Origin of the sequence: Pseudoduganella flava, from assembly GCF_007830495.1 — a bacterium.
Lineage (GTDB): Bacteria > Pseudomonadota > Gammaproteobacteria > Burkholderiales > Burkholderiaceae_D > Rugamonas > Rugamonas flava.
Window position 1 is genome coordinate 1 of record NZ_VLKW01000014.1, and the last position, 17,355, is coordinate 17,355.

The window sequence follows — 17,355 nt, forward strand, 5'->3', positions numbered from 1 at the left end:
GAATCAAAGGCGTACACCGTCGCGTCGAGGTCCACGCCGAACGGATCGCTTGCGTACAGCGGCCTGGCGATGCCGATCAAGTGCTGGGCCAGATCGGCATAGATTTGCCAAGGTCTCGTCGCGTTGGCATTGGCCAGCGTATTACGGGAAATCGTCGAGCAGCGAAAGCCCATGTGATACAGGCGCGCCCCTTGAGCTCTGAGATTGAGCTCGATGTCACGAAGGGACTCACGGTACGTGAGCTGGGCGAACGCCATCGCGAAGAACTGGTCCAGGCAAGTGAATTCCTTCACCTTGAAGTCTCCGCGATGCGCGGCGACGCAGCGCCTAAACGTAGTAAGCGGCAGATGCGTCATGACCTGCGCGAAGACGAGTTTGCCCTTGTGCATAGGAGCCCTTCGCGGTTTCCCGCAAAGGCTCCAAGTCTGCGCCAGAAATTGAAATCGAGACCAGACTAAAAGGGCAAAATCCCTCTTCGAATCAGACGGTTACGGCGTCCGACCGCTGCTACGTTGGGACACTACTGGTGTCAGACACCAGTTTTCCGGCAACTGATTGCCTGGAAAACGGTGTCTGACACCGATTTTATCTTTTATCTTGACAACCGCTTTCATGTTCTCTTACATTGGGAGCATGTTCACGCATCTGCAACTATCCGCTTTCCTGCTATCGCTTGCCGGCCTACCGCTGGCAACGCGCCTACTAGCACGCGCCTGAGCTTCACCCCTGCGCGCGTCGCAACAAGCTGTACTCCAAGCCGGCCACGAGCCGCACCAGTCTCAACAGGAAAGATTGCACCGATGTTCATCACGGCCATCCATAGTCCATCCGTCGCACCCGTCGTGCCTGCTGCACGCGTGGCATCGCGCGCCCTCGCGCTATCGCTACCGATCGGTTGCCTGGTCTAGCGCCCCGTGGCCCACCAGGCAGCCCGCCGCCACACGCACTACAGCAATCCGGATTGAAGCAATCGCAGGACCGTCCGCGGTCCTCCCCCCCATTCGAGAACTCAGGAGTACACCATGATGTTGCAGAACCCTGCCGCGAAATACCGCGCCTTCCCGCCCGTCCAGCTCACCGACCGCACGTGGCCGAACAATACGATCACCAAGCCGCCGGTCTGGATGAGCACCGACCTGCGCGACGGTAACCAGGCGCTGATCGAACCGATGAGCATCGAGAAGAAGCTGCGTTTCTTCGACCTGTTGATCAAGACGGGCCTGAAGGAAATCGAAGTGGGCTTCCCATCGGCGTCGCAGACGGACTTCGATTTTGTCCGCAAGCTGGTCGAGGAAAACCGCATTCCGGACGACGTGACGATCATCGTGCTGACGCAGTCGCGCGATGAACTGATCCGCCGCACGGTGGCCGCGGCCGCGGGCGCGAAGCGCGCGATCGTCCACCTGTACAACTCGGTGGCGCCGGTGTTCCGCAAGGTGGTGTTCAACATGTCGCGCGAGGAGATCGTCAACATCGCGACGACGGGCACGAAGCTCGTCAAGGAACTGATCGCGCAGCACCCGGAAACCAACTGGGGCTTCGAATACACGCCCGAATCGTTCTCGACGACGGAGCTGGACTTCTCGAAGCGCATCTGCGATGCCGTCACGGCGATCTGGCAGCCGACGCCGCAGAAGAAGATGATCATCAACCTGCCGTCGACCGTCGAATGCAGCACGCCGAACGTGTACGCGGACCAGATCGAATGGATGTCGCGCAAGCTGGAACGCCGCGATTCGATCATCATCAGCGTCCACCCGCACAACGACCGCGGCACGGCTGTCGCCTCTGCCGAACTGGCCGTGATGGCGGGCGCCGAGCGCGTCGAGGGCTGCCTGTTCGGCAACGGCGAACGCACCGGCAACGTCGACCTGGTGACCCTGGCGCTGAACCTGTACACGCAGGGCGTGCACCCGGGCCTGGACTTCTCCGACATCGACTCGGTACGCAAGGTCGTCGAGGAATGCAACCAGTTGCCCGTGCACCCGCGCCATCCGTACGTGGGCGACCTGGTATTCACAGCGTTCTCCGGTTCGCACCAGGACGCGATCAAGAAAGGCTTCGCCCAGCAGAAGGAAGGCGCGCTGTGGGAGATCCCGTACCTGCCGATCGACCCGCAGGACCTGGGCCGCAGCTACGACGCGGTGATCCGCGTGAACAGCCAGTCCGGCAAGGGCGGCATGAGCTACCTGCTGGAGCAGGACTACGGCCTGGTGCTGCCGCGCCGCCTGCAGATCGAGTTCTCGCGCGCCGTGCAGGCAGTGGCCGACGAGACGGGCCTGGAGATCACGTCCGAAGGCATCCACGCGATCTTCGAGCGCGAATACCTCGCGCAGTCGGCGCCGTATGCCTACGTGTCGCACAAGATGACGGAAGACACCAGCAGCGACGAGCCGGTGCAGATCGACATCGCGCTGCTGCACCGCGGCGCCGCGATGGCGCTGCAAGGCGGCGGTAACGGCCCGATCGACGCGTTCGTCGACGCGCTGGGCCTGGACGTGAAGCTGATGGACTACCACGAGCACGCGATCGGCCATGGCGCCAATGCGAAGGCGGCCTGCTACGTCGAGCTGCGCCTCGATAACGGCCCTACCCTGTTCGGTGCGGCGATCGACAGCAATATCGTCACCGCGTCGTTCAAGGCGGTGCTGTCGGCGGTGAACCGGCAGTTGCAGCAGAAGGAAGTGGCGGGTGCGCCGGCGGCGAGCGCCGCGGCCTGATCGCACTACTAGCGCTAGTGCCGGTGCGGCGCACCGGCACCTTTACCGCGCCAGCCGTATCCCCGTGAACTGCCAGCGCGCGCCGGCAGGGAAGAAATTCCGGTAGCTGGCGCGCGTGTGGCCGGCCGGGGTCGCGCACGACGATCCCCGCAGCACGTACTGGTTCACCATGAACTTGCCGTTGTATTCGCCGATCGCGCCGGCCGCGGGCTTGAAGCCCGGGTACGGCGTGTAGCTGCTGCTGGTCCACTGCCAGCAGTGGCCGAACATCTCTTGCAAGCCTTCCGCAAGCCGCTCCCCGCCGGGATGCGGCAACTGCAGCGGCGCGCCCGGCACCACGCCGGCGACGCGCACCGCGTGTTCCCACTCCGCTTCGGTCGGCAGCCGCGCCCCGGCCCAGTGCGCATACGCGTCCGCTTCGAACAGCGACACGTGCGTCAATGGCCGGTTCAGGTCCAGCGGCTGCAAGCCCGTCAACGTGAATTCAAACCAGTTGCCGGCGTCGTCCCGGCGCCAGTACAGCGGCTGCTGCAAGCCCTGCGTGCACACCCAGTCCCACCCTTCCGCGAGCCACAGGCCCGGGTCGCGATAGCCGCCCGCCTCGATGAACGCCAGGTAGTCGCCGTTCGTCACGAGGCGCGAGGCCAGTTCGAAAGGTTCCACGTATTGACGGTGGCGAGGCAGCTCGTTGTCGAAGCAGAAGCCGTCGCCTTCATACCCGACGTCCGTCACGCCGCCGTCGAACGGCAGCCACGTCAGCGCCGACGCCGCGGGTGCGGGTGGCAGCGGCACGTCCAGGTAGGCCGGGTTCAGGCCATTCTGCGCCAGCAGGTGCTTCACGTCCGTCAGCATCAGCTCCTGGTGCTGCTGTTCGTGCTGCATGCCCAAGGTCAGCAACGTGGCCAGGCGGGCGCGCGCATCGCTATCGAGGCCGCTGCCGATCAGCGCGGCGATGCGCGCATCGACGTCGGCCCGGTAGGCACGCACCTCGTCCAGCGACGGCCGCGTCAGCAGGCCCCGCTGCGGGCGCGGGTGCTTCTCGCCGACGCCGTTGTAGTAGGAGTTGAACAGCACGCGGAACGCCGGGTGGAACGGCGCGAAGTCGCGCTCCATCGTCTCGAGGATGAAGGTCTCGAAGAACCACGTCGTGTGTGCCAGGTGCCATTTGATCGGACTGGCGTCCGGCATCGACTGGGCGCAGCAGTCCTCGATGGACAGCGGCGCGGCCAGCGCCAGCGAATGTTCGCGCACGGCCCGAAAGCGCGCGCTCCAGATGGCGGGATCGTTCAGCTGCATGGGCGGCTCCTATGCGGCGGCGGCACGCGCGTGGATGACGGCGAACCAGTGCGCATCGTCCGTCCACACGGTGTCCGTCGTGAAGCCGGCCTGCGCCAGCACGTCCGTGAAGCTGGCCGGCGTATACTTGTAGCTGTCTTCCGTGTGGATGCGTTCACCGCGCTCGAAGTGGCGCTCGCCGCCGCACCAGCGCACCGTCAATGCCGTGCGCGCTTCCAGGTGCATCTCGATGCGGCTTTCCTCGGCATTGAAGAAGGCCACGTGGCGCCACTGGCGCACGTCGAAATCGGCGCCGGCCAGGTGGTTCAGGTGGCGCAGCATGTTCAGGTTGAACGCGGCAGTGACGCCGATCGCGTCGTCGTACGCCGCGTCGAGCACGGCCGCATCCTTGATCAGGTCCACGCCGATCAGCAGGCCGCCGTCGGCGGACGTGTTCTCGCGGATGCGGCGCAGGAACGCGATCGCTTCGTGCGGCGCGAAATTGCCGATCGACGAACCGGGGTAGAAGAACACGCGGCGCCGCGCGTCCACCGATGCCGGCAACGCGAACGGCTTGGACAGGTCCAGCGCCAGCGGCGTCATCTCGATGCGCGGGAAGCGCTGGCGCAGCCGGCTCACGGCCTCGTTCAGGAAATCGCGCGAAATGTCGATGGGAACGTAATGTTTCGGCTCGAGCAAGGGGAACAGGCTGGCTGCCTTCGCGCAGTTGCCCGCGCCCAGGTCGACCAGCGTACTGCCCTGCCCAACGTGGCGGGCGATGTCGGCGCCGTAGCGGGCGAAAATCGCCGCTTCCGTCCTTGTGGGATAATACTCGGGCAGTTCGCAGATCGCTTCGAAGAGCCGCGAACCCAGGCTGTCGTACAGGTATTTCGGCGATGTCGCCGCGTGCGGCGCCAGCAGGCCGGCAGTGATTTCCGCGATCGTCGCGGCATCGCCGGCGGGTTGGCAGTGCTGGGCGTCGGATACTTCGGCCGGGACTACGCGCAGGGCCGAGGTTCCGCGCAAGGTTCGGGTCGGTGGCATGGCGTCTCTTTCTTTTGGTGTTACTGACAGTCAGGACCGCGAAGGCAGTTTTGCTATGATAGCCCATTACCGAAAGTCGGGCGCCCCGCAGAAGAGCGAGACGCGCGGCGTTCGCGAGCAGCACTTTCAATAATAATCTTTTACTTTCTTACCAATGACTTCCATTTCCCGTCGCGCGTTCGGCGCCGTTGTCGCCGCTGGCGCCCTCCTCCTTTCCGTTCCATCCCATGCCCAGCAGGTGCTGCGCGTTTCCGCGATTCCCGACGAAGCGCCGACCGAACTGCAGCGCAAGTTCAAGCCGCTCGGCGAATACCTGGAGAAGAAGACCGGCATGAAGGTCGAGTTCACGCCGGTGACCGACTATGCCGCTTCCGTCGAAGGCCTGATCAACAAGAAGCTCGACATGGTGTGGTTCGGCGGCTTCACGTTCGTGCAGGCCAAGGACCGCAGCCACGGCCAGGTCGTGCCGCTGGTGCAGCGCATGGAAGACGAAAAATTCCGCTCCGTGTTCATCACCACGTCGCCCGCCATCAAGTCGCTGGCGGACCTGAAGGGCAAGACGCTGTCGTTCGGCTCCGAGTCGTCGACGTCCGGCCACCTGATGCCCCGCTCGTTCCTGCTGGCCGCGAAGATCGATCCGGACAGCGACCTGAAACGCATCGCCTTCTCCGGCGCGCATGACGCCACCGTGGCAGCCGTCGCCGGCGGCAAGGTCGATGCGGGCGCGCTGAACATCTCGGTATGGGAAAAGCTCGTCGCCGAGAAGAAGGTCGATACGAACAAGGTGCACGTGTTCTACACGACGCCGCCGTACTACGACTACAACTGGACGGTGCGTGCCGACATGCCGGCTGACCTGAAGAAGAAGATCACCGACGCCTTCCTGGCGCTGGACGCGAACACGCCGGAAGGCAAGGAAATCCTCGCCCTGCAGCGTGCCACCAAGTTCATTCCCACCCGTGCCGAGAACTACACCGCGATCGAAGCGGCAGCAAAGAACGCCGGCCTGTTGAAGAAGTAATCCGGGAAATAAGCAATGATGCAAGACCGCGCCGCCCCCACGGCTGCCGCCCCTGCCCACCCTCCCGTCTATCGCCTGGCGGGCGTCACCGCCCGCCACCAGGGCGGCACCCGCGCGCACGCGCTGCACGACATCGCGCTCACCGTGCATGCCGGCGAGCAGATCGCGCTGATCGGCCCTTCCGGGGCCGGCAAGACGACCCTGCTCGCCACGCTCGCCTGCAGCCACCGGCCCGACACGGGCACCTTCGAGGTGTTCGGCACCGATCCGTGGACGCTGAACGAGCGCGAGCGCCACAAGCTGCGCGGGCGCCTGTTCCTGGCGCCGCAGACGCCGCCGCTGCCGCCGCGCCAGCGCGTCGTCACGGCCGTGCTGGCGGCGCGGCTGCCGCAATGGAGTTTGTGGCAGGCGCTCGTCTCGCTCGTCAAGCCGGCCGACCCGGAAAGCGCGTGGCGCGCGCTGTCGCGCTTCAACCTGGGCGACAAGCTGTATGCGCGCGTCGACCGCCTTTCGGGCGGGGAACGCCAGCGCTGCGGCCTGGCGCGGCTGCTGCTGTCCACCGGCCAGGCTCTCCTGGTCGACGAGCCGCTGTCCGCGCTCGACCCCGCGCTGTCCCAGCTGACGTTGACCACGCTGCAGCAGGAAGCGGCCGCCCGCAACGCGGCGCTCGTGTGCAGCCTGCACCAGGTGGACCTGGCGCTGGCGTACTTCCCCCGCATCGTCGCGCTGAAGGATGGCCGCGTCGCGTTCGACCTGCCGCGCGAGCGCGTCACGCAAGCGATGATCGACGAGTTGTACCTGAACGAACAGCCGCCGGCCAATACGCCGGCGCCTGGCGACCTGCCGGCGAAACTGGCCGTCGGTGCCTGCCTGTGATGCACCCGATCGCCACCGCCCCCTATTCCGCCCGCCACCCCGACCCCGCCTGGCGCGGCCGCGTCACGGCCACCGTGCTGGCGCTGCTGATCCTGTGGCCGATGGTCGTGGCCAGCGAATTCAAGCCCGCGACACTGTTCGACCGCGACAGCATCGCGGCCACGCTGCACTTCCTTGCCGCGTTCGTGCCGCCGGCGCACGATCCCGCCTTCCTCGCGCTGGTGCTGCGCGAGACGTGGCAGACGGTCGCCATCGCCACGTGCGGCCTCACCCTCGCCCTGGCCGGCGCCATTCCCGCCACGTTGCTCGTCACCGAACGGTTGTCGATCTCGCGCCTGGGCACGGGCCGCATGGGCCGCCTGCCGGGCGCCGTGCGGCAAGCCGTGCGCTGGCTGCTCGTGCTGCTGCGCAGCGTGCCGGAACTCGTGTGGGCGCTGCTGTTCGTGCGCATCATCGGCCTGGGCCCGACGGCCGGCGTGCTGGCCATCGCGCTGACCTATTGCGGCATGCTGGGCAAGGTGTATGCGGAAATCCTCGAATCGTCCGAGCGCCATGCCAGCGACACCTTGCTGGCCAACGGCAGCTCGCGCCTCGCGGCGCTGCTGTATGGCGCGCTGCCGGAATCGGCGTCCGAACTGGTGTCGTACACCGTGTACCGCTGGGAGTGCGCGATCCGCGGCTCCGTCGTGATGGGCTTCGTCGGGGCCGGCGGCCTGGGCCAGCGGATGGATGAATCGATGAAGATGCTGGCCGGCGGCGAAGTGGCGACGATCCTGCTCGTGTTCGTGCTGCTGGTGGCCGGCGCCGACTTCGTGTCGAAGCAATTGCGGAGGCGCCTCGGATGACGATGCCTTCGCCGCCGCCGCGCCGCTGGTCCGGCGCGCTGTTCGCGCTGCTGCTGGCCGGCCTCGTCGTGGCCAGCTTCGCCAGCCTGCCGCTGCATTTCGGCGCCTTCTTCACGGCCGACGCGCTGGGCAGCACGGCCGAGTTCATCGCCGGTTTCGCGCCGCCGGAAATGGCCAGCGGCTTCCTGATGAAGACGGCGACCGCCACGGCCGAGACGCTGGCGATGTCCGCGCTCGGCACGCTGCTGGCGCTGGCGGCCGGGCTGCTGCTGGCGATCCCCGCCGCGGGCCGCTTCGGCCGGCCGCTGCGCGGCTTCGTGCGCGCCGTGCTGAACGTGCTGCGCTCGATTCCGGAACTCGTGTGGGCCTCGGTGCTGCTGATCGCCGCCGGGCTGGGGCCCTTCCCCGGCACGCTGGCGCTGGCCGCGCACACGGCCGGGGTGCTGGGCCGGCTGTTCGCGGACGCGCTGGAAAACGCCGCGCCGCTGCCGGAGCAGAGCCTGCGCACCAACGGCGCCTCGCCGATGGCCGCGTTCTTCTACGCGACCCTGCCGCAGACGTTGCCGCAGATGCTGTCGTACACGCTGTACCGCTGGGAGAACAATATCCGCGCGGCGGCCATCCTCGGCGTCGTCGGCGCCGGCGGGCTGGGGCAGATGCTGAAGTTCCACCTGTCGCTGTTCCAGATGCAGAAGGCGGCGACCGTGATCCTGGCGATGCTGCTGCTCGTCGCGCTGGTCGATGCGATCAGCTTCGCGCTGCGGCGCGCGCTGACGCGCTAAGCCCCACAAATTGGACTCCCCCATGCTCGAACTGCGCCACCTCAGCAAATCCTACGCGCCAGGCCACCCCGTGCTGGCCGGCCTGTCGTACCGCTTCGACGCGGGCGAATTCGTCGCGATCATGGGCGATTCCGGGGTCGGCAAGTCGACCTTGCTGAACCTGATCGCCGGCCTGGACCACCCCGATCCAAGCGCGCAGCCGGCCATCCTCGTCGACGGGGTGGCGATGGCGGCGCTGGACGACGACGCGGCCACGCGGCTGCGCCGGCAGCGGATGGGCTTCATCTTCCAGGCCTTCCACGTGCTGCCCCACCTGACCTTGCTGCAGAACGTGGCGCTGCCGCTGCTGCTGAACGGCCTGCCGCGCCAGCGCGCCGCCGAGATGCTGGCGGCCGTGGGCCTGGCGGGCCGCGAACAATCGTATCCGCATGAGCTGTCCGGCGGCGAAATGCAGCGGGTGGCGATCGCCCGCGCGCTGGTGCACCGCCCCGCCCTCGTGCTGGCGGATGAGCCGACCGGCAATCTCGATCCGGAAACAGCGCATGCCGTATTGGCATTGCTGCGCACGGAAATTCGCGCCAGCGGCGCCTGCACCATCATGGTGACGCATTCGGAAGCGGCCGCGGCAATGGCCGACCGTACTCTCATCCTTACGCGCGCTGGATTACAAGACGCTTCAGTCGTCAAGCGCCAGCGTCATTAACGCGTCATATTTTTCGTCTAGAACGCGCGCTTTTTTTCGCAGCCGTAGTATGATTTAAATAACTTGCTTGGTTATTAATACCACTGTATTTTCCATCAAGCCAACGAAAGTAGCCACTAAGTCAGCAATTCAGTCGCAAATCAAAGTGGCCGACAAAGCCTTCTTCACGCATTTTTCTTTTATCAGGGAGGAGCAAAATGAGCGTAAGGCAAAAAAAGCTGGAGTTAATTGAGGCAATGAACCGGGCACGGGCACTGGAGCCGCCGAGCTTCGTCCCGAACAAGCTGCTGGACACGCTGATCGAACGGATGAATCTGAAGAACGACGCGGAACTGTGCCGCGTGCTCGAGGTGCAGCCGCCGATCATCAGCAAGATCCGCCACCGCAAGCTGGCAGTCGGGGCGACGATCCTGCTGAGGATGCATGAGAAATCGGACATGAGCATCCGCGAATTGAAAGAACTTTCCAATGCGTCCGTGCATTGAACAGCAATCGCTGATCATGCAATGCCTGGCGCCGGCATCGCACCCCCGGCGCCCCTGATTCCCCTCCGCTTTACTCTGCCGCTGCCGCTTCCACCGCTTCTTCCACTTTCTCTGCCGCTTTCTCTTCCGCTTTCCCTGCCGCTGCCCGTTCCGCCGCACCCTCCACTGTCCCGTTCATTGTTTTCCCGGCTGCTCAACCTCTCACTTTAGGGAGATGCTTGCATCCCCCACCGTGCCTACACTGGCCCATTGGCATGCCTGCCGTATTCGGAGGGTAGCAATGACGAAGCGAGTCCACCGTGCGCTGCGCCTGTGCGCCGCGCTGTCCCTGCCGTTGTCGCTGGTCCTTGTCGCCGGCTGTGACCAAGCCAAAAGCGAGGCCGGCAGCACGGCCGCCGCCGGGGCGCCGCAGGCCGCCCCCGTGTCCGCCGCGACCGTCGTCGAGAAGGAAATCGTTGAGACGCAGGAATTTTCCGGGCGCCTCGAAGCGATCGAGCGGGTCGAGATCCGCCCGCGGGTGCCCGGCTACATCACGGCCGTGCAGTTCTCGCCCGGCGCCCTCGTCAAGAAGGGCCAGCCGCTGTTCACGATCGATGCCCGCCCCTACCAGGCCGAGCTGGCGCGCGCGGAAGCGAACGCGAATTCGGCGCGCGCCCGCGCCGGCCTCGCCAAGGTGGAACTCGAGCGTGCCGAACGGCTGCTGGCCGACCGGGCCATCGCGCGGCGCGAGTTCGACGAGCGCTCGGCCGGCCTGAAGGACCTGGAGGCGGCCGCCCGCTCCTCGCAGGCCGAAGTCGAGACGGCGCGGCTGAACCTCGCCTATACCCGCGTCACGTCGCCGATCGACGGCCGCGTCAGCAAGGCCGAGATCACCGTCGGCAACCTGGTCGACCAGACCGCCGTGCTGACATCCGTCGTGTCGACCGACCGCATCTACGCCAGCTTCGACGGCGACGAGGACACCTACCTGCGCGTGCGCGGCCGGGCGCAGGGCGGCAAGCCGGTGGCCGTGAAGATCGGCCTCGCCAACGAGACGGGCTTCCCGCACGAAGGCAAGCTGGAATTCATCGACAACCGCCTCGACACGGCCACCGGCAGCGTGCGCATGCGCGCCACGTTCGCCAACACGGACGGCACCCTGGTACCGGGCCTGTTCGCCCGCGTGCAGCTGTCCGGCGGCAGCACCGGCGCCGGCGGCACCTCGCGCGCCCTGCTGATCCACGACCGCGCCGTCGCCACGGACCAGGACCGCAAGTACGTGTTCGTCATCGGCAAGGACAACAAGGCCGAGTACCGCCCGGTGACGCTGGGCCCGGCCGCCGACGGCTTGCGCGTCGTGCGCAAGGGCCTGGCGCCGGGCGAGAAGATCGTTGTCGGCGGCCTGCAGCGGGTGCGCCCCGGCGCGCCGGTGGCACCGAAGCTCGTGCCGATGGATGCGGACCCGGATGCGCCGGCCCAGGCAGGCGCCGCGCCGAAAGCGGGGTAAGCGATGAACCTGTCGCGCTTCTTCGTCGACAAGCCGATCTTCGCGGCGGTCCTGTCGATCATCATTTTTGTCGCCGGGCTGATCGCGCTGACCCGGCTGCCCGTGTCCGAATACCCGGAGGTCGTGCCGCCGTCGGTCGTCGTGCGCGCGCAGTACCCGGGCGCGAACCCGAAGGTGATCGCCGAGACGGTGGCCGCGCCGCTGGAAGAGCAGATCAACGGCGTCGAGCACATGCTGTACATGGACTCGAAGGCGACGTCCGACGGCTCGCTCGCGCTGACGATCACGTTCAAGGTCGGCACCGACGTCGAACAGGCCGAGACCCAGGTGCAGAACCGCGTGCAGCGCGCGCTGCCACGGCTGCCCGAGGAAGTGCGGCAGATCGGCGTGACGACGGCGAAAAGCTCGCCGAACCTGACGATGGTGGCCCACCTGGTGTCGCCGAAGGGACGCTACGACGACGTCTACCTGCGTAACTACGCGGTGCTGAACGTGAAGGACCAGCTGTCGCGCATCCCCGGCATGGGCGAGGTGATCCTGTTCGGCGCCGGCGACTACGCGATGCGCGTGTGGATCGATCCGCAGAAGCTGGCCGCGCGCGGCATGACGGCCAGCGACGTCGTCGACGCGGTGCGCGAACAGAACGTGCAGGTGGCGGCCGGCGTCATCGGCGCCTCGCCCACCAAGGGCGCGGAGTTCCAGCTGACCGTGAACACGACGGGCCGGCTGCGCACCGTCGACGACTTCGGCGCCATCATCGTGCGCACCAACGCCGACGGCGCCGTGACCTTGCTGCGCGACGTGGCGCGCGTGGAACTGGGCTCGAACTCGTACGCGCTGCGCTCACTGCTGAACAACAAGTCGGCGGCGGCGATCGGCATCTTCGAGGCGCCCGGCGCGAACGCGCTGCAGCTGTCCACCGATGTGCGCAACACGCTGGCCGCGCTGCAGAAGGACTTCCCCGAGGACGTCGAGTTCCAGATCGTCTACGACCCCACGCAATTCGTGCGCGAATCGATCAGCGCCGTGATCCACACGCTGCTCGAAGCGGTGGCGCTCGTCGTGCTCGTCGTGATCGTGTTCCTGCAGACGTGGCGCGCGTCGATCATTCCGCTGCTGGCGGTACCCGTGTCGATCGTCGGCACATTCGCCGTGATGCTGCTGTTCGGCTTCTCGATCAACACGCTGTCGCTGTTCGGCCTCGTGCTGGCGATCGGCATCGTCGTCGACGACGCGATCGTCGTCGTCGAGAACGTCGAGCGCAATATCGCGTCCGGTCTGTCGCCGCACGACGCGACGATCCAGGCGATGCGCGAGGTGTCCGGACCGATCGTCGCGATCGCGCTGGTGCTGTGCGCCGTGTTCGTGCCGATCGCCTTTGTCAGCGGCCTGACGGGCCAGTTCTACCGCCAGTTCGCGCTGACGATCGCGATCTCCACCGTGATCTCGGCCGTGTGCTCGCTGACCCTGGCGCCGGCGCTGTCGGCCGCGCTGCTGAGGAGCCACGATGCGCCGAAGGACAAGCTGACGCGGGCGATGGACAAGGTGCTGGGCCCGTTCTTCGGCTGGTTCAACCGCTTCTTCCACCGCGCGTCCGAATCGTATGGCCGCGGCGTCAAGGGCGTCATGGCGCGCAAGAGCGTCGGCATCGGCGTCTACCTGGCGCTGACGGTGGCCGCCGTGTTCGCATTCCGCGCCGTGCCGTCCGGCTTCGTGCCGCAGCAGGACAAGCAATACCTGGTCGGCTTCGCCCAGCTGCCCGATGCGGCATCGCTGGAGCGCACCACGGAAGTCATCCACCGCATGTCCGACATCGCCAAGGGCGTGCCGGGCGTCGAGGCGTCGGTGGCGTTCCCCGGCCTGTCGATCAACGGCTTTACCAATGCGCCGAATGCCGGCATCGTGTTCGTCACGCTGAAACCGTTCGACGAGCGCCGCTCGAAAGACCTGTCCGGCCCGGCGATCGCGGCGGAGGTCAACAAGCGGATGGGCGCGATCGAGGAAGCGTTCATCATGATGTTCCCGCCGCCGCCCGTCAACGGCCTGGGCACGATCGGCGGCTTCAAGATGATGGTCGAGGACCGCGGCAACCTGGGTTACGACGCGCTGTACCAGGCCACCCAGGCGCTGCAGGCCAAGGCGTGGCAGAACCCGCAGCTGGCCGGCGTGTTCTCCAGCTACCAGATCAACGTGCCGCAGCTGATGGCGGACGTGGACCGCACCCGCGCCAAGCAGCTGGGCGTGCCGCTGCAGAACGTCTACCAGACCTTGCAGATCAACCTCGGTTCGCTGTACGTGAACGACTTCAACCAGTTCGGCCGCACCTACCAGGTCGTCGTGCAGGCCGATGCGCCGTTCCGCTCGCAGCGCGAGCAGATCGCCCAGCTGAAGGTGCGCAACGACAAGGGCGAAATGATTCCGCTGTCATCGCTGATGCGCGTGTCCGATACGTACGGGCCGGACATGGTCAACCGCTACAACGCCTACCTGGCGGCGGACCTGAGCGGCGGCGCGGCGCCGGGCGTGTCGTCCGGGCAGGCGCAGGCGGCGATGACGGCGCTGGCCCGCGAGGTGCTGCCGAAAGGGATCGGGTTCGAATGGACCGACCTGACATACCAGGAGATCCTGGCCGGGAACACGATGGTCTACGTATTCCCGCTGTGCGTGCTGCTCGTGTTCCTCGTGCTGGCCGCGCAGTACGAGAGCTGGAGCCTGCCGCTGGCCGTGATCCTGATCGTGCCGATGTCGATCCTGTGCGCCCTCCTGGGCGTGAAGCTGACGGGCGGCGACAACAACGTGTTCACGCAGATCGCGCTGTTCGTGCTGGTGGGCCTGGCCTCGAAGAACGCGATCCTGATCGTCGAATTCGCCCGCGAGCTGGAAGACCATGGCCGCAGCGTCGTGCAGGCCGCGCTGGAAGCGTGCCGGCTGCGGCTGCGGCCGATCCTGATGACGTCGATCGCGTTCATCATGGGCGTGCTGCCGCTCGTGTTCTCCAGTGGCGCGGGTGCCGAGATGCGCCATGCGATGGGCGTTGCCGTGTTTGCCGGCATGCTGGGCGTGACGTTCTTCGGCCTGTTCCTGACGCCGCTGTTCTACGTGATCCTGCGCGGCCTGGCGCTGCGCTTTGCCGGCACGCCGCACAAGCGGCACCATGCCGATACGGGCCTTGGCGGCGCCGGCGACCCGGGTGCCGGCGGCGGTGCGCCGATCCATTCGCCGATGGGGCGCGACGCCGGGCGCTGAATCACAGGAAGCGCGCTCAGAGGAGGCGCTCGCGCAATCGCGCCAGCGCGTCGCTGAAGACGGCAGGCCGGTCCAGCGCGCGCGCCAGCACCAGCGCGCCCTGGATGCCGGCCACGGCTTCCTCGGCCAGCGCGGCGGCCGACTGCACGTCCCGGCCGGCACGCACCAGCGCCGCCGTCAGCGCGCCGATCCACTCGGCGAAATAGCCCTGCACGCGGGCCGCGAAACGGTCACGCTCGTTCCCCAGCGCAAACATGCCGACCAGGCAGACGCGCTTGCCGGCATCGAAATAGCGCTCGACGGCGTCGAACATCGCGGCGATACCCTGGCGCGCATCGCCCGCCGCGCGCAGCGGTTCGAACACCTGCTCGCGGAACCATCGATCGATCTCGGCCAGCACGGCGGCCGCCATCTCGTCCTTCCCGCCGGGGAAGAAGTGATAGATGCTGCCCTTGCCCAGCCGCGTGCCTTCGCACAGCCGCGTGAGGCTGGCGCCTTCGAAGCCATGGGTACGGAACACTTCCGCCAGCAGCGGGATCACGTCGCCGCGTTCGGCCACGATGCGCGCCATCTGTCTTCCTTCAGAAGCCCAGCGCCGTCAGGCCGGGATGGTCGAGCGGACGGGGGCCGCTGGTATCCCACAGCAGCTTGCGTTCGTCCGCACGGATCGGGTGCTCGTTGATGCTGGCATGGCGATGATGCATCAGGCCCGCGTCGTCGAACTCCCAGTTCTCGTTGCCGTAGGCGCGGTACCACTGGCCGGAATCATCGTGGTATTCGTAGGCGAAGCGCACGGCGATGCGGTGGCCGTCGAAGGCCCACAGTTCCTTCACGAGGCGGTAGTCCAGCTCGCGCGTCCATTTGCGGCGCAGCAAGGCGACGATCTGCTCGCGGCCCTGCACGAACTCGGCGCGGTTGCGCCACCAGCTGTCCGGCGTATAGGCCAGCGACACCTTCTCGGCATCGCGCGTGTTCCAGGCGTTTTCCGCGAGGCGGACTTTCTCGATCGCGCTCTCGCGCGTGAAGGGGGGATACGGAGGACGGGACATGGCGGCACCTTTCATGGATGTACCGATCGATACACAATGTACCGATCGGTACACACAGGATACGACAACGACCGGCGCGGCACAAGCCCCCGGCCGCCCTGCCCCATCAGGCCGCGATCGCCAGCTCGCCGACGCCGTAGTGGCGCGCGTAGCGCACGTCCAGGTTCGCCAGCGGCATCAATACGAACAGGTCGGCGCTGTCGAAGTCCGGGTCCCAGGCCGGGTCGCCGCAGACCCACGCGCCCGAGCGCATATAGCCCTTCAGCAGGGCCGGCACGGAAGCGTCCAGGGCGGGCGCGATCTTCTCGTGCGGGAACGGCAGGTGTGGCGTGACGCGGTATTCCGGCGGCGCCAGGCGCGTTTCGCGCAGCTGCCGGTAGACGGCGACGGCATTGTGGCCGCCATCGGCCAGGCTGATGCTGGCGCAACCCACCAGGTAGTCGCAGCCCTGGCGGCGCATGTAGTCGGCCAGCGCGGCCCACAGCAGCATGATGACGCTGCCGCCCCGGTAGTCCGGGTGGATGCAGGCGCGACCCGCCTCCACCATGCGGCTGCGCAGGGCGTTCAGGCGGCCCAGGTCGAATTCGTTTTCGGAGTAGACGCGGCCGAGACGGCGCGCACCGGCCGGCGGCAGAACGCGGTAGGTGCCGACGACTTGCAGGCTGCTCGCGTCACGCACCAGCAGGTGGTCGCAGTGTTCGTCGAACTCGTCGCAATCGAGGCCGTCCGCGCGCTCCAGTGCGGTCAAGCCCATGTCCTCGATGAAGACGCGATAGCGCAGGCGCTGCACTTCGCGCAGTTCCTCCGCCGTGTTGGCGATGCTGGTTACGAGGCGGGGGCGCGGGGTGCGGCCGGCCATCGCCGTAGTCGTCTGCTGCATGCTTCGTCCTCGGTGAAGTGGAGACGAGGCACAGCGTAGCGGCCGATTGCTTCAACAACGTGACAGGCAGGTGTCAGAAAGATGACTGCGGCGGCGGCGCAACAGCCGCCCCGTGCAGCGCATCGCGCGATGGTTGCGCGATGGTTGCTGGATGATTGCCGGGCTCAGTCCTTCTTCGGGCGGCCCGTCTTCAGTTGCGGCAGCGAGGCCAGCACGTTCTGCAACGTGGCCATGTCGATCTGGCTGATCAGCGCGACGCCGATGCGCAGCAGCTCGCTCTTCTTGATCTCGAAGCCGGCCTTCAGGCACGCCTTCTTCACCTGGCCCAGCACCGCGTATTCCGCTTCCGGCATCGTGAAGCTGTCGCGCACCAGGCGCTCCTTGCGGGGCTTTTCCTTCAGGATGTCGGTGGCTTTCTCGACGGGTTTCGCGGCCTTCGCGGGCTTGGCGGCGGCCTTCGTGGCCGGCTTGGCGGCGGGCTTTGCGCCTGCTTTCGCGGCGGGCTTCGCTGCCGGTTTTTCAGCCGCTTTTCCAGCGGCTTTCGCCGTCGTCTTCGGCTTGGCGGCCTTGGCAGGCTGCACCGCTTCCTTCGCCTTGGCGGCCGGCTTGGTGCTGTCCTTGGCGGCGGTCTTCGTGCCCTTGGCCGTGGTGGCCGCGGCCGGCTTCTCCGCCGCCTTGGCCGGTTTCTTCGCGGGCGCTGCCGGCTGCACCGCCGGCGCCGTGTCCTTCGCGGTGGCGCTCTTGCGCGCGGTCTTCGCGGCCGGCTTGTCGGCTTGCTTACTGGTTGCCGGCTTCTCGGCCGCCGGCTTGTCGGCCAGCTTTTCGGCCTGCTTGTCAGCCTGCTTGTCGGCCGGTGCGGCTTTCGTGAGGGTGTCGGCGGAGGTCTTGATCACGTCGGTCTTGGCATTCATGGATGCTCCTGAAAGTTGAACTATATAAATAA

At 66.8% G+C, this 17,355-nt stretch carries 16 protein-coding genes; 9 read left to right on the top strand and 7 right to left on the bottom strand.

Going from position 1 to position 17,355, the window contains the following annotated elements; genetic code table 11:
* The coding region (locus IP92_RS26835; RefSeq protein ID WP_145876619.1) for a DUF4372 domain-containing protein at positions 1 to 389 on the bottom strand (389 nt) is incomplete at its 3' end.
* A 633-nt stretch (positions 390 to 1,022) separates the two neighbouring features.
* Here IP92_RS26835 and leuA point away from each other — a divergent pair.
* Positions 1,023 to 2,720 (top strand): 2-isopropylmalate synthase, encoded by a 1,698-nt coding sequence (gene leuA, locus IP92_RS26840; RefSeq protein ID WP_145881159.1) that lies wholly within the window; start codon positions 1,023 to 1,025, stop codon positions 2,718 to 2,720.
* 42 nt (positions 2,721 to 2,762) lie between these two features.
* On the opposite strand, the gene egtB is transcribed toward leuA, so the two are convergent.
* On the bottom strand, positions 2,763 to 4,016 hold the full coding sequence (gene egtB / locus IP92_RS26845) for an ergothioneine biosynthesis protein EgtB (protein WP_145881161.1): 1,254 nt from the start codon (positions 4,014 to 4,016) through the stop codon (positions 2,763 to 2,765).
* Positions 4,017 to 4,025: 9 nt separating this feature from the next.
* On the bottom strand, positions 4,026 to 5,039 hold the full coding sequence (gene egtD / locus IP92_RS26850) for an L-histidine N(alpha)-methyltransferase (RefSeq protein ID WP_145881163.1): 1,014 nt from the start codon (positions 5,037 to 5,039) through the stop codon (positions 4,026 to 4,028).
* A gap of 154 nt (positions 5,040 to 5,193) precedes the next feature.
* On the opposite strand from egtD, the gene IP92_RS26855 reads away from it, so the two are divergent.
* The 8 genes from IP92_RS26855 to IP92_RS26895 all read left to right on the top strand — a co-directional run bounded on the left by IP92_RS26855 (position 5,194) and on the right by IP92_RS26895 (position 14,483).
* Positions 5,194 to 6,060 (top strand): putative selenate ABC transporter substrate-binding protein, encoded by an 867-nt coding sequence (locus IP92_RS26855; RefSeq protein ID WP_145881165.1) that lies wholly within the window; start codon positions 5,194 to 5,196, stop codon positions 6,058 to 6,060.
* 15 nt (positions 6,061 to 6,075) lie between these two features.
* Entirely contained in the window at positions 6,076 to 6,936 is an 861-nt protein-coding gene (locus tag IP92_RS26860) for a phosphonate ABC transporter ATP-binding protein (protein WP_229418992.1), read from the top strand.
* A complete protein-coding gene (locus tag IP92_RS26865; RefSeq protein WP_145881406.1) occupies positions 6,936 to 7,781 on the top strand; it encodes a PhnE/PtxC family ABC transporter permease in 846 nt (281 codons plus the stop codon). Before IP92_RS26860 ends, IP92_RS26865 begins: the two co-directional genes overlap by 1 nt.
* Positions 7,782 to 7,783: 2 nt before the next feature.
* Positions 7,784 to 8,563, top strand: coding sequence for a phosphonate ABC transporter, permease protein PhnE (gene phnE / locus IP92_RS26870; RefSeq protein ID WP_229419003.1), 780 nt, complete (start codon positions 7,784 to 7,786; stop codon positions 8,561 to 8,563).
* 22 nt (positions 8,564 to 8,585) lie between these two features.
* Positions 8,586 to 9,266 (top strand): ABC transporter ATP-binding protein, encoded by a 681-nt coding sequence (locus IP92_RS26875; RefSeq protein ID WP_145881169.1) that lies wholly within the window; start codon positions 8,586 to 8,588, stop codon positions 9,264 to 9,266.
* A 197-nt stretch (positions 9,267 to 9,463) separates the two neighbouring features.
* Positions 9,464 to 9,751 carry a hypothetical protein gene (locus IP92_RS26880; RefSeq protein WP_145881171.1) on the top strand — a complete coding sequence of 96 codons (288 nt, stop codon included), beginning with the start codon at positions 9,464 to 9,466 and terminating at the stop codon, positions 9,749 to 9,751.
* Between the two features lie 280 nt (positions 9,752 to 10,031).
* Complete coding sequence (locus IP92_RS26890) at positions 10,032 to 11,237, top strand: efflux RND transporter periplasmic adaptor subunit (RefSeq protein WP_145881176.1); 1,206 nt, start codon at positions 10,032 to 10,034, stop codon at positions 11,235 to 11,237.
* Positions 11,238 to 11,240: 3 nt separating this feature from the next.
* A complete protein-coding gene (locus IP92_RS26895) occupies positions 11,241 to 14,483 on the top strand; it encodes an efflux RND transporter permease subunit (protein WP_145881178.1) in 3,243 nt (1,080 codons plus the stop codon).
* A 16-nt stretch (positions 14,484 to 14,499) separates the two neighbouring features.
* Here the strand turns inward: IP92_RS26895 and IP92_RS26900 are convergent, their stop codons facing one another.
* The 4 genes from IP92_RS26900 to IP92_RS30755 form a co-directional block, all read right to left on the bottom strand.
* On the bottom strand, positions 14,500 to 15,054 hold the full coding sequence (locus IP92_RS26900) for a TetR/AcrR family transcriptional regulator (RefSeq protein WP_145881180.1): 555 nt from the start codon (positions 15,052 to 15,054) through the stop codon (positions 14,500 to 14,502).
* Positions 15,055 to 15,064: 10 nt separating this feature from the next.
* Positions 15,065 to 15,532, bottom strand: coding sequence for a nuclear transport factor 2 family protein (locus IP92_RS26905; RefSeq protein WP_145881182.1), 468 nt, complete (start codon positions 15,530 to 15,532; stop codon positions 15,065 to 15,067).
* Positions 15,533 to 15,638: 106 nt separating this feature from the next.
* The gene (locus tag IP92_RS26910) at positions 15,639 to 16,412 is read right to left on the bottom strand and encodes a GNAT family N-acetyltransferase (RefSeq protein WP_145881184.1); all 774 of its coding nucleotides are present in this window, start codon (positions 16,410 to 16,412) and stop codon (positions 15,639 to 15,641) included.
* Positions 16,413 to 16,576: 164 nt separating this feature from the next.
* Positions 16,577 to 17,323: a hypothetical protein gene (locus IP92_RS30755; RefSeq protein WP_307724877.1), complete on the bottom strand. Its 747-nt coding sequence runs from the start codon at positions 17,321 to 17,323 to the stop codon at positions 16,577 to 16,579.
* Positions 17,324 to 17,355: the final 32 nt, after the last annotated feature.

Bases quoted from the DNA above. Each gene is read 5' to 3' on its own strand.
- IP92_RS26890 (WP_145881176.1), top strand. From the start codon at position 10,032: ATGACGAAGCGAGTCCACCGTGCGCTGCGCCTGTGCGCCGCGCTGTCC.
- egtB (WP_145881161.1), bottom strand. From the start codon at position 4,016: ATGCAGCTGAACGATCCCGCCATCTGGAGCGCGCGCTTTCGGGCCGTG.
- leuA (WP_145881159.1), top strand. From the start codon at position 1,023: ATGATGTTGCAGAACCCTGCCGCGAAATACCGCGCCTTCCCGCCCGTC.
- IP92_RS26905 (WP_145881182.1), bottom strand. From the start codon at position 15,532: ATGTCCCGTCCTCCGTATCCCCCCTTCACGCGCGAGAGCGCGATCGAG.
- IP92_RS30755 (WP_307724877.1), bottom strand. From the start codon at position 17,323: ATGAATGCCAAGACCGACGTGATCAAGACCTCCGCCGACACCCTCACG.
- IP92_RS26875 (WP_145881169.1), top strand. From the start codon at position 8,586: ATGCTCGAACTGCGCCACCTCAGCAAATCCTACGCGCCAGGCCACCCC.
- IP92_RS26895 (WP_145881178.1), top strand. From the start codon at position 11,241: ATGAACCTGTCGCGCTTCTTCGTCGACAAGCCGATCTTCGCGGCGGTC.
- IP92_RS26880 (WP_145881171.1), top strand. From the start codon at position 9,464: ATGAGCGTAAGGCAAAAAAAGCTGGAGTTAATTGAGGCAATGAACCGG.
- IP92_RS26910 (WP_145881184.1), bottom strand. From the start codon at position 16,412: ATGCAGCAGACGACTACGGCGATGGCCGGCCGCACCCCGCGCCCCCGC.
- IP92_RS26900 (WP_145881180.1), bottom strand. From the start codon at position 15,054: ATGGCGCGCATCGTGGCCGAACGCGGCGACGTGATCCCGCTGCTGGCG.
- phnE (WP_229419003.1), top strand. From the start codon at position 7,784: ATGCCTTCGCCGCCGCCGCGCCGCTGGTCCGGCGCGCTGTTCGCGCTG.
- IP92_RS26865 (WP_145881406.1), top strand. From the start codon at position 6,936: ATGCACCCGATCGCCACCGCCCCCTATTCCGCCCGCCACCCCGACCCC.
- egtD (WP_145881163.1), bottom strand. From the start codon at position 5,039: ATGCCACCGACCCGAACCTTGCGCGGAACCTCGGCCCTGCGCGTAGTC.
- IP92_RS26855 (WP_145881165.1), top strand. From the start codon at position 5,194: ATGACTTCCATTTCCCGTCGCGCGTTCGGCGCCGTTGTCGCCGCTGGC.
- IP92_RS26860 (WP_229418992.1), top strand. From the start codon at position 6,076: ATGATGCAAGACCGCGCCGCCCCCACGGCTGCCGCCCCTGCCCACCCT.